Consider the following 16442-nt stretch of genomic DNA (forward strand, 5'->3'; position numbering starts at 1 on the left):
AGCATTTGCGGCATCGCATTATTCCGCGAAAGCTGCAGATCACGCAGATGAACGTACCGCACCCGGAGCAGGAATATCCTTCGGAAGCGCGCTCTTCGTTTCCGCAGGTCCGGTAGCCCATCCCTTCCTTGTCGTGAAGATCCGGCACGGCTAAAACCTCCATGTGCGGAAGAAATCGAAACCCAGCTGTCGGGGTGTCTGTTGCTGGATCTGCGTGGAGTTTCGGGCGCATGTGAGATCGCTCGAGCCCGGCTCGACACCAGCCTGCGCGGAATAGACTGGGTTGAAGCGATACTCGAGCTTCAATCCGAAATTCTCGAAGAAGTTATTGGCATTCACGACGCAGAGTCCAGTGCTCAATCCAAAGAACAGCTGGTTGCCAATCTGCTTTCCCAGTATTGCGCGTGTATTCAGCAGGCTGTTCACATACGGGTCACTCGCCTGCGCCTGAAGGCCGCCCCGATTATTGACGCGCGCCGTCTGAAACTCGACAATGTCCAGCAGATTTCGCGGAATTGCACTCGTTATGAGGTTGCCACCGTACCGCAGCGCGAACGACGCGATCTGTGAGCTGTAAAGGCCGTCCGTCCCGGCGAGTGCGATGCCCGGCTCACCGGTGATCAGGTAGCTCAGCAAATCGGACTGCGACAACGGCAGATTATCCGGATTGTCGAGACTGAGCACTGGTTGGGCAAGTGTACCGCCGATCGTCACTCGCACCCTGATGTCCCGCAGATTGGCGGTCTGCTGCCGGGGCTGCCGGATAGTGTGTATTGCCGTGATGTTCAAAGTCGGATTCAGTTCCGGTGTGCCGAAGAAACGAAGGCTTCCGCTGGAAACTTCGAACGTCGGCTGCACGAATGGATCGACGAGATTGAGGCGGTATGTGCCGCGAACTGCATTGAGTGAGCCTTCGAGCGCCAGCTGCGAGCGGTCGCCTGTCGGCCGGCTTCGGCCCAGCGTGACATTGAGCGATCCGCCGAGCTTGACGTTTGCTTCGGAAGAGCGGAGCCAGACACCATCGCCAATGTTCACCGCCACGTTTTCCAGCGTGAGGTTGCGCGCGAAATCGCTCGGCGTTTCGGGGAGCAGTTTACGGTCGCGGGATAACAGGGTATCGACAATGCCAGCGAACTCGGGGTCACTCAGATCGACGATTTGTTTCGTGATCAGCTCGGGAATGTAGACGGTCCCACGATCCACCCTTATTGCGCCCGTCACTCGCGCATTCCGATACGGGCCCCTGAGGGTGAGCACGCTGTCGGTGGAGATGTCGAGCGAGGCCAGTCCCGCCTTCTCGATGATGTGAAAGTTCTGCGCCCGTGCGCGAAGCGAGAAGATCGGGTTGCTGTACTCCTCGAGACTGACAGTTCCATCAATTCCGAGGGTGCCTCGCCGCTCGCGGTTCGTCTCAGCGGTCATGCGCTGGATGAACACCGTGTCGCGCTCGAGAAGGATATCCGCGTTCACCCGCGCCAGTGTCAACCCCACATTGGTAAGCGTTGCCGCGCCGTTTTTTACCCGGAACTGGCCGTCGATGATCGGCTGCTTGACGGTGCCACGAACGTCCAAGTTTGCGAGGAGTGACCCGCTTGCTCTGACGAATCCCGGCACGAAGGCTTCGAGTACGCCGAGGTCGACACTGTCGGTACGAACATTCCCGCGCACGGAGTCGCCCGTGAGCCGCACATCCCGCACCGCCAGCCGAGCGGTGCTGGTATGACGAAGGAGCAGGGAGTCGAGCGACCCGCCGCCCGGATACATCGTAAATCGGCTTGGCGCTTCGAGCCGGTAAACGCTTCCGCTCGAGACCGTCACTGCGCCGCTGTCCACTACCAACCGGGTAATGTCGCCAGCGCGGGCAGCACTTCCGGCGATCGTCGAGACGACACTGCCTTCGGTCGCCAGCCGGGCATCGAACGTTGCGCTGGTTCCGGACAGCACATTTGCGCGCGCGGTAAGATTACTGAACCCGAACGGGCCGGCGCGAATTGTATCGGCGTTGAGCGTTATACTGCCCGTCGGCTGATTCATGATATCGGCCAGAGCAAATTCCCCCCGCAATGCTTGCATACTTCTGCTGTCTACGGACAGCCCGCGGCCCGAAAGAGTGCCGGCAATCGCCAGCTTTTCCGTAGTTCCGCGGAGCTCGCCGGTGACGAGAAGCGAGCCACGCAAAGAGTCGCCGGGGATTGCGGTCGCGCTTGCGACGTAGCGTTTTACATCGGCGAGCGAATCGACAGACACTGTGAAGCCAAGCCGCCCCTCGATCCCGGGGCGCAGGCCCACGGTGCCGGACGCGCTGCCGTGCGCTACATCGCTGCGCACCAGCAGCGTATCGATGCGGGCGAGGCCGTTCTCGAGGCGCACGCGCGCCGTGGACGAAACAATCCGCAGCTGGTCAACCGTTCCCGCGAGCGAGGCACCGATTGTCCCGTTGCCAGTGACGAGGGAGTCGCCGACAAAATCGAGAGTATAGCCGCCCCCGAGCAATGTGCGAGGCGCCCTGGGATTCTGAAGCAGCGCCCTCATATCGAGGTTTGTGACTGTACCGGTTCCGCTGGCGCCATACAATGGGAGATTGCTGTCCACGGTGCCGGTATAGCCGATCGTGCCGCCAACTCCCGTGAGCGTCGTGATCACACGCAGTGCCTGGGGGCTGCCACTTATCGTCATCGGGCCGGTATAGTTGCCGCGCAGCGGGATGTCCGGATACGAGCGTGCAAGAGTCGTCATCGACACAGGTGCGGCAACGAGATCCATGTCATAGGTCATTGCCAGCTTGCCGTAACTCACACGGCCGCCGCCCGTCACGCGCGACACAGGGGCATCGGCATCGTGATGAACCAGGTCTGCGTTCGAGAAGCGTACATCGAGCCAGGATGAGTCGAGCCGCAACGCCCCTGAAACTGTACCCTTCAGCACAGGAAACAGCGGATTCAGGTACTGCAGCGTGCGAAGGTCGAGCGTCTCCACATTCACATCCAGTCCGCGGAATGTGGTTAACGCAGGATACAGAATGTCGAGCTCGCCGCGTGCGCTGCCTCTGGTCACGGCACCGGGGACATTCGCGTCGGCAAAAACGAAGCGGGATTCGTCGACGCGGAACCGGTTGAGTGGACCCCCCGCCGCCCGCACGCTACCCGTGAATTGTCCCCGCCAGTCATAAGGAAAAGGCTTACCGTTCAGCGCCTTTATGAAGCTGAAATCCAGTGGCGCTGCCTGGAGATTCACATTCTTTACCGCCATGATGCGGCCGCCGACGCCATAGGTCATTGCGCCCATCAATCGCGAGCCAGTGGTACGCATGTCCATCTTCGAAATCGCGAAGTTGACAACTCGCGGGTTGGCGATGTTGTTGATATCAAGCTCCATCCGTCCACCGCCGGTCGTCGGGAGAGTTGGATAAACCCAGGCAACATCGCGGATCGAGACAGAATCACCCACGACATGAATTGCATACCGCGTCGGCAGTTCACCGCCCCACACGATCTTGCCACTGGCGCGGCCGGTAGATCCGGGGAGATCGAAGTGCGGCGCGGAGAGCCAGATCGAATCGCCGATGTGCGTGATCTCGGCCGCAACGTTTGCCAGCTCGAGCGGCGGATCGGCTGACGTCACCCGCGCCTTTGCAATCCGGAAGAATCGACCTATGCTATCCGGATCCGCGATTCGTGCGTAGGCAACGCTGCCGGTGGCGCCGGAAAAACGCCATGTCCTTGCCATGCCTTCCCGCGTGCGCCGGATCTCGGTCCGCCACTGATTGCCCGGCGATACGCGGGTGAGCGATCCGAGTGCCCGCGTGATTGCACTGTCCCGCTGGTATCCGCGCAGGTAAACCGCAGGGTGCCACGGCTGCGTGACAGCAATCGACGCATCGTGAACGTCGGCGGAATCGACGATGATGAAATCACCAAAATCACGTGACGCAGTGCGTGACTTCTTTGGTCTCTCGGGAAAGATCCGGCGGTAATTCCAAACACCGTCTTTATGCTGGCGAACGTGTACTACCGGCCGCTGAACCTCGACGTGGCTAAGCAGAAGTCGCCTGTCGAGCAGGTCCCGAAGATCGTACTTCACTCTGATGCGGCCGGTCCGGACAAAAAGAGAGTCCTCCTCATCACGGATCTCGAGCGAGTCTATCGTCACGCCGTTGAACATGCCGCCGCTGATCCGGCCGATGTAAATCGTGCCACGCGCTTTCTTCGAGATCCACGACTGAGCCAGGCGCCGCACCTGCCCCTGTCCGTACTGGCTCTGCGTGAGCGACAGCACGAGTGCAAAGGCGAGCACAACGAGCGTCAGCAGCCCAATCGCGCTTCCGGCGACAATGCGTTGGCGACGTGACATCAGACCTTAGAACGCCTGGCCGATTGCCAGCCCAAACGTCAGCCGGCTGAGAAACCCGCGATCGGTGCGGGGCGTGAAACCGGCGGGACATCTGCCCTCAGCCTGACTGAGAAAGTCGCCCTCCCGGCGCACCGGGAGAACGTTCCCCGGGCTTACGCAAGGCAGCGAACCCGGTTCGGCCAATGCACTGCTGGTGTCCTGATTACGCGGGACTTCGAAGTAGAGCGGTCCGGAGGGCCGGTCGTATGGATTGTAACCCACCACAATGCGAATCGGCCCGACCGGCGAAAACGCAGTGAGCTGAACGCCGGGAGTGACCTTTATCGCAAAATTCTGAAAGCTCCCGAAACGCCCGCGATTGTAGACATCGCCTGCATCAGTGAACAACGTCCACTGCAGCAACTCCGGGTAGAAGGGGCTCCGCAGCCGCAGCTCGAGGTTGGCGACCACCAGACTGTTTCCGCCAACGGGCACTGCCCTTCTGATTGCCGCGGTATCGCTGGCTCTGAACAAGGTATCGGCCAATCCCGACTCGCCGGGCAGCACGACACGGTACGATTGCGAGATGTAAATCGCCGAACCCAGCTCATTCTGGGAAAATCCTCGCACACTGGTGGGGCCTCCGGCATACAGCCTTTCCTGCGGCGGGATGAAACCCGTCGCCGAGCGCAGTGTCCTTCCAAATACGGCACCGCCTCGCAGGCGAAACGCAATCACCGACCCGCCTGCTGTGCCCCAGTACTGCGACCGCTCGGCGAGCAGCTTGTTGAACTGCAGAGCAGTGTCCGAAAGGATGAACTTCGATGCGTGCCTTGCCTCGACACGCCATTGTGACCCACGGGTAGGCGAGATGAAGCTGTTGGAATTGTCGCGCGATACGACGGCACTCAGCACGGCCAGGCGCTGAGTCTGCTGCACGCGCTGCCGGTCCTCGCGATCGCAGAGGTTGAAGACGGCGCAGAACAGCGCGGGCTGTGCCTCGGTGCGGCCGAGATCCATCGAATAGGCAAATGTAACCGGCGTGCGTGTGAACCGGCGCCAGTCGAGCGAAGCTATCCCGCCTATCGCAGTCGTGCGCAGGTACGCGTTGTACTCCGAGATGCGCTCGCTGAACACCGTGATGGTCGGAAGCGCCCGGAGCCCGAAGAACACCGGTTGTCGGAGTGTTGCGCCCGCGTAATAGTTGAGCTTGGCGCTGAAAGGGTCGCGCTTCGCCTGTGGACACAGCTCCTTCGCTCCGCCGAGCGGCTCGCCAATTCCGATCTTCGAAACCCGGGTGGTGAGGTCAAGTCGGCGGGCACTCCTCAGAAAGTTGTAGTTCGATAGCTCGCCGGTGACGCGAAAACAATCGAGCGTTCCGTAACCTGCGCCAAGGCGAGCGGACCGCGTCGTGTTCTCAACGAGTAGTGCATTTATTCCGATGAGAGAATCCGTTGCGCTCGTCGCCGTGTCCGGCACCAGAGTCACGTGCTGATATGCTTCCGTTCTGTAAAGCGTGCGTTGCGCGTTGAGGAGATCGTCCTCGCGGTAGACATCGCCCGAATCGAGTCCGACGATCCGTCGTACAATTTCGTCGGGAACCTGACGCCCTTTCGACTCGAATGGAATGACTTCGAAGTTCACACCGCCAATTCGGGTGAACGGACCGGCGGTTACGGTCAGTGTATCGAAGGCTGCGCGGCGGGTATCATCGACTGCAAAACTGTTGGCAACCTTCGCTCGCGGATATCCGCTATTCCGAAGCCGCCGCGCGAGCGTATCGCGCGCAGCTTCGATCGCCACCCTGTCGAACCTGTCGCGGGCGCGCACCGGGAGATTCCGGATGATTGCGGTGCGATCGGCCACCGAGTCGAGCCCACGCACGACAAACGATTCGAGAACAGTGGGTAATCCTTCTTCGATCATGAACTTTATCTGGACCCCGTTGCTGCCCGAAGCACTGACGGCTGTATCGACGGCGGCCTCAGGGTATCCGCGGCGGCGGTAGTAGACCACGAGACGGGCACGGTCTCGCGGCAACTCTGTACGATCCAGGCACCGGCGTGTGGTAAACGGAAGTCGCAGTGCCCGCCGCGCAAATGCGGAGGGTGTGGTGACGATCACCCGCGCCAGCTCGGCATCGGAAAACGCCGTGTTGCCAGTGAACTCGAGGCCTCGCACTTCGACGTCGCCGGGATCGCATGCGACGTCCTGAGCTGAGGCGGGAACCGAGACTATCGAAATAACGAGAACAGAGCAGAACCGGAGGATCGTGCGGCCATCTACGCGTTGGGTCAACCGCCGGGTGGCTTGTCCCATGCTCCTGCTGGCCCGCTCTTCGCGTCGGGCAGTTTCGGCTCGGTCACCGGCGCGTGCGGAGGAACAAGGGGAGTGCGCTGGACTAACAGTTGCACCAGATAGAAACCCACGAGTCCAGCGGCAATTCCAACGCCTACCGCGGGCATCAGCTCAGCAGCTTTGAGTTTGCGCCTGTAGTAATAGTCTTCACTCATGTTTGACGCCCTCTCGACGGCTGGATAAGTTCTCGCGTCCATACCCACAATGTCAACGGTTCAACTGATGCGCATCCGGCCGATACTGTTCGCAACTCTCGCAGCGGCACTCGCGTGCACTGGCGGTGAATCATCCCCAGCGCGTCGCACTCTCATCGACTCGCGTGACACCTACGACCCGCGCTCGCTCGATCCTGCTCTTTCCACCGACGTGCCTACCGGACGCGCGGTCGGCTATGTATTCGACGGCCTGGTCCGTTTTACCCCCGACGCCCAGGTGGTGCCGGGCCTCGCTCGGTCATGGGACATTTCCCCTGACGGTCTGAGGTATACGTTTCACCTTCGGAACGGGGTAAAGTTCCACGACGGCCGGCCATTCACCTCACGCAACGTCGTGGCAACATTTCAGCGGGTGCTGGACCCGAAAACAAAGGGTGGCCGTGGCTGGCCGCTTTTCCCGATCGCCGGCGCGAAGGACTACGCCGATGGAAAGGCGAAGTCGGTTTCCGGTCTTGCCGCGCCAAACGACAGCACTGTCGTGGTGACACTCACGGAGCCGCTGGCCATTTTCCCCAAACTCCTGGCGATGCCGGTGGCCGCGATCGTCCCTGATTCTCCAGCCGCCAATTTCGGCGAGAACCCAATCGGCACGGGCCCGTGGAAGTTCGTCGAATGGAAGCATGACGACTATCTGCTATTCGCGAAGAACCCCGCCTATTTCGACGGGCCCCCCAAGGCCGACAGCCTGATGGCGCGCATCGTCCCCGAGCCGAGTACGGCGGTCGCGGAGTTCGAGAGCGGGAATGTGGATGTGTTGTATGTACCGGAGGGCGAGACCCGGAACTGGGAGCAGACCGACGAGAAAAAAGCGATGCTGCTTTCGGCGCCTGCGCTGCGGATGATGTATATCGCAATCAATACGACCCGCGGGCCGCTGGCCGACGTACGTGTGCGGCAGGCGCTCAACTATGCAACTGACTCGAAGGCGATCCTCGAGACGATCGTCAGCGGCCGCGGAAATCTTTCAGCGGGGGTGATTCCACCGGCACTCCCTGGCGGCGATTCCACCCGCCGCGGATACACTCGTGATGTGGCCAAAGCAAAGCAGCTGCTTGCTGCCGCCGGACATCCGAACGGGATTACACTGGAGCTCTGGTCGTCGCAGACACCGCCGTTCCCGCGAATTTCGCAGGTGGTCCAGGCGAACCTGCTCGAGGCAGGTATCAAGGTGAAGCTCGTGCAGCGCGACGCGTCTTCAATGCGTGAGGCAGCACGTGCCGGCCAGACCGACCTCGCGCTTAAGGACTGGTTCGCTGACTATCCCGACGCGGAAAACTTCCTGTATCCGTTGCTGCACAGTGCCAACAAGGGAGTCGGCGGAAACGTCTCTTTCTATAACAATCCGCAGTACGATGCTTTGGTTACCAGCGCGCGCCGCGAGCTCGACGATGCAAAGCGGACCGCCATGTACACTCAGGCCGATCAGATGGCGTACACCGACGCACCCATGATCTATCTGTTTTTTTACAAGGAGCTGTACGCCGTTCAGCCGTGGATCAGGGGATTCGTGGTGCCGACCATTTTCACCGGACAGCGGTGGACTAACGTGCAGATTCAGCGTTAGGGCGGTCGGCTCTTGCTCGCCTTCATCATCCGGCGTTTGGCGCTCGCGATCCCGACATTGTTCGGGGTAATGGTGGTCGTCTTCCTGCTTCTGTACGTGGCGCCCGGCGATCCGGTCCAGGATATGGTCGGTGAGCGAGCGGATGCCGAAACGATCGCGCGGTTGCGAAAGGAGCTCAAGCTCGATGAACCGCTCTACACACAGTTCGCGTCATACACTGGCGGCGTGCTGAGGGGCGACCTCGGCAACTCCTACATTACGCAGCGGTCGATTCTCTCGGACATCAAGGAACGGTTCCCGAAGACCCTGCTGCTCGCGGGTTCGGCGATGCTCCTTGCCTCGGTGCTGGGAATCACCATCGGCGTGCTGAGTGCGCGCAACCCAGGCGGCTGGTTCGACCGTCTTTCGCTGGGATTTGCCTACATCGGGATTTCATTCCCGGTTTACTGGGTAGGGTTGATCCTTATCCTGATTTTTGCGGTAAATCTCAAGTGGCTGCCGCCATCGGGTTACGGCGGAATCAAGTTTCTCATTTTGCCTGCGCTGGCGCTCGGTTCGCGGTCGATAGCGTTTCTGGCGCGTGTCACGAGGTCGTCGATGCTCGAGGTGCTGGGTGGCGATTTCGTGAGGACTGCGCGGGCCAAGGGGTTGAAGGAGAGAGTCGTCATCACGCGGCATGCATTGAGGAATGCATTGATCCCCATCATTACCGTACTCGGGCTGGACTTCGGGTATTATCTCACGGGGAGCATTCTCACCGAGACGATCTTCAGCTGGCCGGGAATTGGCCGGTATGTCGTTAACGCGATTGCGAGGCGTGATCTGCCGGCGATTAACGGGTCGGTGTTGTTTCTGAGTGTGGTGTTTGTGCTGGTGAATCTGATTACCGATCTCGCGTACGCGAAGGCGGATCCGAGGGTGGCGTATAATTAGGTAAGTGCGGCGGCAAACGGCACAGGCGCCGAACCTCCCGGCAGCTTGTACACGCGTGTCGATGCACTCCCGAAACGTCTACTGCTTCGCGAGCCGCTCAACCATCGCTTTCGCAAATTCCAGCCCCTCATAAAACCGCCTGACCTCGACCCGCTCGTCCCGCCCGTGCGCTCGCGACTCGTCGGGCTCCGCGAAAATTCCCCCAATTCCGTATACCGGAATGCCGGCATTCCGCACCAGACTGCCATCCGTCGCTCCAGATGACATCACTGGTACCACGACCACCCCCGGCCAGAACTTCACGGCTACCTGTTCAATCGCGCCCAGAATCGCGGGCGTAAGCGGCGACGGCGGAGACACCGTTGCAGGATTCACCTGCGCAAACTCGACAGTGGTGTCCGCCACCGCAGTCCTCAACGCGCGAACGACTACCGAGGTATCGGTGCCGGGAAGAATCCTGCAGTTCACTGTTGCCTGAGCCATCTGCGGCAGCGCGTTGTCCGCATGTCCGCCAGTAAGACGCGTGGCCACACAGGTAGTCCGCAGCTGCGCGTTGAAACGCGTGATCGAAGTAAGCCGCCGTGCGGCGACCGGGTCCATGGGCGTTCGCGCGACGAGACGCATGAGACCGGCAATACTATCCGCCTCGAACGCCGCCGAGCGCTGAAGCCCCAGCCTGGCGGTCGCACTTACCTCGATCGGAAAATCATATGCGGCAACGCGTGTCAGCGCACGCGCCAGCGCATAGATCGCATTGTCCGGCCGCGGCTGCGACGAATGACCACCCGTGTTTCGGACGGTCAAGCGATAAGAGACGTAGACTTTCTCGCTCGTCTGAACGCCTAGCCTCGCTTCCCTGCCGCCGTAGATCGTGCCCCCGCCCGCATCGAAATTGAGCGCAAGCCCGGGATTGCCGATCAGCTTCCGTCCACCACCCGACGCGAACCAGTCGATCTGATCCGAAAGAGTTTCCTCGTCGCCGGTGAGAACGGCGACGATGTCACGCTCCGGAATGAATCCGTCCCGCTTCCACCGGATAAGGTTGGTGACGATTGTAGTGACACCCTGCTTGTTGTCGATCGTACCGCGGCCGTACCACCAGCCTTCCTTTTCAGTCATCGTGAACGGATCGGTCGACCAATCCTCCCGAAGCGCGGGCACCACGTCGAGGTGTGCCATGAGCAGTACCGGTGGTCCATTACCGCGCCCACGCAGACGCGCGACAACGTTGCCGACAGAATCCGGCGCACCTGTGACAAGGGCGTCCTGTTCGCTGAATCCCGCCGTGCGCAGGCGCTTTACGAGCGCCTGGGCCGCAACAACTGTCTCCGGCGAACCCGAAACCGATCGAATTCCCACAACCTCGGCCATAATAGACCGGGCCAGCGCGGAGTCAGCCGGGGATGTGCGAGGGCGGGCAAGCGGCTGTGCGTCCAATGCTGCGGCAAAGATGAGACTTGCCAGAGGTACAAGTTTGCGCGGATTCATCTTCTGATGGTGAGGGGTGAAGAACACTGATAGTACCGAGCGGGCGGCTGGATGTGTGCATAGCACTGGCCATACACTGCCTGCCGCTGTCGATTGCCAACCGCGGGACCCCGCTGCAGTATACCTCACACCACGACTTCAAGCTTCCCCAAGGAGATGGCATCATGCGATCAGCTTCGTACCTGTCCTGCGCATTGCTGGTCATGCTGGGTGGATTTAGCCAAGCCTCCGCGCAAACCGCACCGTCCTCCTGGTCGCCGGCTCTGCAGGTCAGAACCCGCCTCGTAGCCACGCCGCGGCTTTCGCCCGACGGCAAGCGGGTAGTCTATACAATCAACGATGCTGTGATGACCGCCGACAAGAGCGAGTTCGTCACGCAGATCTGGCTCGCGTCCAGCGATGGCAGCACCAATTATCAGGTGACCTTTGGCGAGAAATCGTCAACGAATCCGAAATGGTCACCCGACGGCGGGTCGATTGCCTTCACATCGAATCGAAAAGACAACAGAAACAACCTCTATGTTCTGCGCGTAAATGGCGGTGAAGCCGAGCCGTTGACCGAGGTGAAATCTTCTGTCGGCGATTTCGAGTGGTCGCCCGACGGCCGCTGGATCGCATTTGCATCAACCGATGCAAAGACCGACGATGAAGAAAAGGACGACAAGGGCAGGAATGACTTTCGCTGGGTCGACGAAAATACAAAGGTCGCAAGACTGTATGTCATCCCGATTGCGAAAGACGCCAGCGGCAAGCGGGAAGGGCGGAAACTCACAGCGGAAAATCGTCACGTAGACGACCTGAGCTGGTCGCCTGATGGAAGAAACATCGTCTTCAGCCATGTGAAATCGCCGGTCGCCAACGATTGGACTTCGTCGGATATCTCGATCGTCGAGGTCGCGAGCGGGCGCGTCCGGCCATTCGCGTCGAGCGCGGCGGCCGAAGGCACACCCTCCTACTCACCGGATGGAAAGTGGATTGCCGCAGCTGTCAGCGATCTTCCGGTGCGCTGGGCACAGAGCGATCAAATCAACATTTATCCGGTTGGCGGCGGAGCACCGCGCGTTGCACCGATGTCGCACGATGGACAGCCAGGGATTGCCGGCTGGTCGGCCGATGGCTCGAAGATTTATTTCGTCGAGGCGAAAGGCACCGCGACGTCCCTTTACGCGCTGAACGTCGCCGCAAAGACCATTACCGAAATACAGAAAACGGACGGCGTGATCGCGGGAATCGGCCTCGACCAGAAAACTTCGACCTTCAGCTTCGTGATGCAGAAACCCGACCGCCCGCCCGAGGTTTTCGTCGCTCGCCTGCACGGCGGAAGTCCGACACAAGTCTCGAAAGCCAATACAGACCGCACGATGGCTGTCGGCAGAACCGAAGTTGTCCGGTGGACGAGCACCGACGGCAAGCAGATCGAAGGGTTGCTCACCTACCCCGCCGGCTACCGATCAGGGAGCCGAGTTCCCCTCATTCTGAACGTTCATGGCGGGCCTGCCGGTGTTTTTCAGCAGAGCTACGTCGGTGGGCGAGGTTCATATCCCCTTGCTACGCTTGCCTCCCGCGGGTTTGCGATTCTGAGGCCAAATCCGCGCGGCTCGAGCGGCTACGGAACAGAGTTTCGCCGGGCGAATGTCAACGACTGGGGTTTCGGGGATTATGCCGATCTGATGACCGGGGTCGATAAGGTGATCGCGATGGGCGTAGCCGATCCCGAGCGACTGGGCGTTATGGGATGGAGCTACGGCGGTTACATGACGTCGACCATCATCACGAAGACTAAGCGTTTCAAAGCCGCTTCAGCCGGCGCGCCGGTAACCAACCTTATGAGCTTCAACGGAACAGCTGACATTCCCTCATTCATCCCCGATTATTTTGGCGGCGAGTTCTGGGACAATCCGGATGCCTACCGCAAACATTCGGCGATGTTCAACATCAAGGGTGTCACTACACCGACCCTCATTCAGCATGGGGACGCAGACGTTCGCGTTCCGATCTCTCAGGGTTACGAACTGTACAATGCGCTGAGATCCCAGGGCGTTCCAACGCGGATGATCGTCTTTCCGCGGCAACCCCATGGCCTCAACGAACCCAGGATGCAAATCGCTGCGATGCAGAGCAATCTCGACTGGTTCGAGAAATATCTCGGGAACAATCGGACGGCCTCGAGCAGGGAATGACCGCAGGCCGCACCGCGGAATGTTTCAATTGAGGGGGGCGAGCGCTATCGGTTCGCAACACTGGGCCAATTGACTCAAAAGGTTCCCGACAGCGCGCGGGTGCACAGATTCTGGGCTGTGACCGCTAACTTTCGCGACAATGCGGAAAACCCTCAAAAACGTTCTCGCCGAGTACGGTGCGATTGCGGTCGTTATTTATCTTGCCCTTTTCACCGCGGTATTCGTCGGCTCGTATTTCGCGATCCGGCTCGGCTGGACTCCAGGTAGCGGCGTGGGACAAGCGGGCGCATGGACGGCGGCATACATTTTTACCAAGATCACGCAACCGCTGCGGATCGGCGCCACCGTCGTTGCTGCAACGTTCCTGGGTAAGCTGCGCGAACGCAGACGAAAACCGGAGCCGACGCTTTAGGCGTCGGCTCCGCATCAGAACCTAAGAGCCGCCGCCCCGACTGGACGCGGCTGCCAACTCCCTGACCGATGCGGCCAGCATCTGCACTTTGGCCGCGCTTCCGCCTTTAGCATCCCCATCGAGCTGAGTCGCCAGTACCGAGAGCGCGCTGCCACGCTGAGTGCCCGAGGCGGTCTCGGCGCTCGAAAGCGCCTGGCGTACCGCTGCAATCCTCGCTCCCGTGAGCCCGTTCGATCTTGCAAGCTGATCGACGTATGCACGAGCCAATGCGAAGCTCGGCGGCCATACGAACTTCTGCTGGCCCTGCACATTCAAATAGTCCAGCTTCACTGTCTTCGACGCATCGATCTCGTTCTGCGAGATAAACGCGCTCGGCGCCAGCTCGAGGATGTCGAGACCACGGGCGATTTCGGAACTCACAATGGCGCCGTTGTACCAGTAGACGGACCAGGTTCCTCCCTCACCGATTCTGGTGGCGTCCGACGGGCCGCGATCGAAAAATGCGATTTCCTTCGGCCGTGCGGCGTCGGTCCATTCGAAAACCGAGATGCCACCCTGATACCACGACTGCACCATCACGTCACGGCCCGGGATGGGAATCAGCGAACCGTTGTGCGCGACGCAATTCTCCTGTGGTGTCTGCGCTGCCGGGAGCTTGTAATAACTCTGAAAACGCATCTGCTGTCCGACTACCGTGAATATTGCGTTTGCTCCCCACTCCTTCTTGTCCGTGGCGCGGCACTTGGCACCGCCGCCGCCGCCCCATTCATCCGAGAAGAGAATTTTGCTGCCGTCGTTGTTGAACGTCGCCGAATGCCAGTACGAGAAGTTCGAATCGGACACAGCGGCCATTCGCACCGGATGCGCCGGGTCACGGATGTCGATCAGGAAGCCGTAACCTTCGCATGCACCACCGGCCAGGCCGATCGCCGGATAAACCGTGATGTCGTGGCATTGCGTGGGTCCCGGTTGAGGCCCAGCCTGCCTGGCGGCAACTTCGGCGAGCATCCCGGGAAGTGCTGTGCGCAACGCGGCGCTGTCGGCGCCCGTGGCCGGACCCGTCCCACCGCGAGCCTGGACGATTCTCGCCAGCAGAGGCGCGATAAACCGCGACGACACAACCCGTTCTCTGCCTTCAATTACCGCAGTGAAACCGCCTCGGGCCTTTGCTGCGGCCACTCGCTTCACTTCGGCTGCAATGTCTTCCGCTGCGTCACCATGTTCCGGGGGCGCAACCAGGTCGCCAAAAATTCGGGGCGAGCTTACGATGGCCGCCCGCTCTGGATTCGCAACAGGAACCTTGATGACTTCAATGCGGAACAGCGCCGAGTTCGGATCGTTGGGAGTCTGTGAACAGCCAGCGAGTTCCGTCGGCGAACGCACGCCCGCCGAGCCAGAAATGTAGACGTAAACATTCGCGGGGTCCTTCGGATCGACAACCACTGAATGCGTGTGCGAGCCCCGGCACGTCTGGACGTTGCCGACATTTTTCGGATTCGCGATGTCGCTGATGTCGAAAATGCGAAGGCCGCGCAACCGATCGCTGCTGACGGTGTCCTTCACCCCCTGAGTGCCACAGTCGATGCGTCCGCCCAGACCCTCCCCAGAGATGAACAGCAGGTTCCTGTAAACAGAGACGTCGCTTTGCGATGCCGGGCACACGTACGCTGTTTTCAGTTTCGGGGCCGACGGATTCGAAATGTCCCAGACCTGATACCCGTTGTAGCTGCCCTGAATTGCGTAGTTCCCCGAGAACGCAAGGTCCGAATTGGTCTGCCCGACGAACTTTTCAGAGGGCGGGGTCTTCGAGAGCACCCGCATATTCCATACTGCTTCGCCGGCGTCCATCATTCCGGGACGAAGTCCGACACGCGGATCAGGGCTCGGCGCCGATCCCCGCATGCCGGCAGTGCCCGAACCGGAAGTGGCGGCGCACGCCGAGAGCGAAAGGACAAACGACAGCTTCAGCAGCCGGGCGGCGGTAAGGAAAGCCACCGAGCGCCGGACAACGTGTACGGATTCCATCAATGATGCCTCACATAGGTCGGACTGAAGAGACGAACGTCCGCGGGGGCGGGTCAAGGGAAAGGTACTCCAAGTGTAAGGCTGACGAGCATCTTCTGCATGCGATCGATTTCAGTTGCCTGATCGACGTTGACGTCGGACGCAAACTTGAACACCGTCGCGTCCTGGCCGGCACCGTACGTTCCGAACAGGTCCTTTACCATGGAGACGGCGCCCCGATGGTGCTGGATCATGTAAGTGAGGAACAGTCGATCGAACTCCGGTCCGCGCGCATCGTCCAGCTGCTTTAATTGAGCCTGAGACAGCATCCCTGGCATCGACGCGTGGTCCATCGAGTGATCCATTCCGTCCATCGTCATCTTCATCGCGGTGGCACCGGCCCGTGGTACAGGCTGTCTTCGATCAGAAAGCCACTGCTGCATGATTACGATCTCATCCTTCTGCCCGTTGACGATGCGCTCCGCCAAACGGCGGACAGAGGCATTCGCGCCGTGAGAAGGCGCCCACGCAGCAATGGTAGCGGCCTGAGAGTGATGGCCGATCATCGCGTACATAAAATGGATATCGGCCATCGTGTAAGGATTGCGAGCACTGTCCGCCCTGGCCTCGGCGAGGCCGGCCGCGTTGGTCTGCACGGGCGTAACCGCCCCTGACAAAACATCGGCTTGTTTCTGGCCGGAGCTGGCGCAGGCGGCGAGCGCGGCAGCCGCAACAACTGCGGCAAATTGTTTCAATCGCCTCGCGGTCTTGCGGTTAGTGTCTGAGGTCATACCATCTTCTCCTTGCCGGACCACCGGCTGCATCATGGCGTTCTGAATCAGAGCTTTCTGCTCCGATGGCACCTTCTCGAATTTTATTCCTCGGCCTTCCTTGTTACACGCGATGAGCGCGGTCGTTGCCCCATGCGCTTGCCGCTCAAGGAGAGGGCCAGCATCCGC

10 protein-coding genes are annotated in these 16442 nt (G+C 60.5%); 4 read left to right on the forward strand and 6 right to left on the reverse strand.

Annotated elements, in window-relative coordinates; translation table 11 throughout:
* Nucleotides 1–150: 150 nt before the first annotated feature.
* Genes WKF55_02745 through WKF55_02755 form a run of 3 tightly spaced genes read right to left on the reverse strand, consistent with a single transcriptional unit; the run spans nt 151 to nt 6842 of the window.
* Nucleotides 151–4350, reverse strand: a complete 4200-nt coding sequence (locus WKF55_02745; GenBank protein MEJ7758492.1) for a translocation/assembly module TamB domain-containing protein — start codon at nt 4348–4350, stop codon at nt 151–153.
* Nucleotides 4351–4356: 6 nt separating this feature from the next.
* Nucleotides 4357–6627: a BamA/TamA family outer membrane protein gene (locus WKF55_02750; protein MEJ7758493.1), complete on the reverse strand. Its 2271-nt coding sequence runs from the start codon at nt 6625–6627 to the stop codon at nt 4357–4359.
* A complete protein-coding gene (locus tag WKF55_02755; GenBank protein ID MEJ7758494.1) occupies nt 6624–6842 on the reverse strand; it encodes a hypothetical protein in 219 nt (72 codons plus the stop codon). The genes WKF55_02750 and WKF55_02755 overlap by 4 nt, the downstream gene beginning before the upstream one ends.
* A gap of 67 nt (nt 6843–6909) precedes the next feature.
* On the opposite strand from WKF55_02755, the gene WKF55_02760 reads away from it, so the two are divergent.
* Nucleotides 6910–8466, forward strand: coding sequence for an ABC transporter substrate-binding protein (locus WKF55_02760; protein ID MEJ7758495.1), 1557 nt, complete (start codon nt 6910–6912; stop codon nt 8464–8466).
* A gap of 12 nt (nt 8467–8478) precedes the next feature.
* Nucleotides 8479–9399: an ABC transporter permease gene (locus tag WKF55_02765; GenBank protein ID MEJ7758496.1), complete on the forward strand. Its 921-nt coding sequence runs from the start codon at nt 8479–8481 to the stop codon at nt 9397–9399.
* A 78-nt stretch (nt 9400–9477) separates the two neighbouring features.
* Here WKF55_02765 and WKF55_02770 read toward each other — a convergent pair whose 3' ends face one another.
* Nucleotides 9478–10887, reverse strand: coding sequence for a M20/M25/M40 family metallo-hydrolase (locus tag WKF55_02770; GenBank protein MEJ7758497.1), 1410 nt, complete (start codon nt 10885–10887; stop codon nt 9478–9480).
* A gap of 164 nt (nt 10888–11051) precedes the next feature.
* Here WKF55_02770 and WKF55_02775 point away from each other — a divergent pair, with 164 nt between their 5' ends.
* Together WKF55_02775 and WKF55_02780 are read left to right on the forward strand one after the other, a co-directional pair.
* Nucleotides 11052–13067: a S9 family peptidase gene (locus tag WKF55_02775; protein ID MEJ7758498.1), complete on the forward strand. Its 2016-nt coding sequence runs from the start codon at nt 11052–11054 to the stop codon at nt 13065–13067.
* A 139-nt stretch (nt 13068–13206) separates the two neighbouring features.
* Nucleotides 13207–13479: a hypothetical protein gene (locus WKF55_02780; GenBank protein MEJ7758499.1), complete on the forward strand. Its 273-nt coding sequence runs from the start codon at nt 13207–13209 to the stop codon at nt 13477–13479.
* A gap of 21 nt (nt 13480–13500) precedes the next feature.
* On the opposite strand, the gene WKF55_02785 is transcribed toward WKF55_02780, so the two are convergent.
* On the reverse strand, nt 13501–15504 hold the full coding sequence (locus WKF55_02785) for a hypothetical protein (GenBank protein ID MEJ7758500.1): 2004 nt from the start codon (nt 15502–15504) through the stop codon (nt 13501–13503).
* Between the two features lie 53 nt (nt 15505–15557).
* A complete protein-coding gene (locus WKF55_02790; GenBank protein ID MEJ7758501.1) occupies nt 15558–16274 on the reverse strand; it encodes a DUF305 domain-containing protein in 717 nt (238 codons plus the stop codon).
* Between the last annotated feature and the right edge of the window lie 168 nt (nt 16275–16442).

This window comes from Gemmatimonadaceae bacterium (assembly GCA_037721215.1).
Classification (GTDB): Bacteria; Gemmatimonadota; Gemmatimonadetes; order Gemmatimonadales; family Gemmatimonadaceae; genus UBA4720.

What these genes read in the sequence shown, in the direction of transcription:
- WKF55_02785 (MEJ7758500.1), bottom strand. Translation starts at nt 15,504, where the DNA reads ATGGAATCCGTACACGTTGTCCGGCGCTCGGTGGCTTTCCTTACCGCC.
- WKF55_02755 (MEJ7758494.1), bottom strand. Translation starts at nt 6,842, where the DNA reads ATGAGTGAAGACTATTACTACAGGCGCAAACTCAAAGCTGCTGAGCTG.
- WKF55_02780 (MEJ7758499.1), top strand. Translation starts at nt 13,207, where the DNA reads ATGCGGAAAACCCTCAAAAACGTTCTCGCCGAGTACGGTGCGATTGCG.
- WKF55_02745 (MEJ7758492.1), bottom strand. Translation starts at nt 4,350, where the DNA reads ATGTCACGTCGCCAACGCATTGTCGCCGGAAGCGCGATTGGGCTGCTG.
- WKF55_02760 (MEJ7758495.1), top strand. Translation starts at nt 6,910, where the DNA reads ATGCGCATCCGGCCGATACTGTTCGCAACTCTCGCAGCGGCACTCGCG.
- WKF55_02770 (MEJ7758497.1), bottom strand. Translation starts at nt 10,887, where the DNA reads ATGAATCCGCGCAAACTTGTACCTCTGGCAAGTCTCATCTTTGCCGCA.
- WKF55_02775 (MEJ7758498.1), top strand. Translation starts at nt 11,052, where the DNA reads ATGCGATCAGCTTCGTACCTGTCCTGCGCATTGCTGGTCATGCTGGGT.
- WKF55_02790 (MEJ7758501.1), bottom strand. Translation starts at nt 16,274, where the DNA reads ATGACCTCAGACACTAACCGCAAGACCGCGAGGCGATTGAAACAATTT.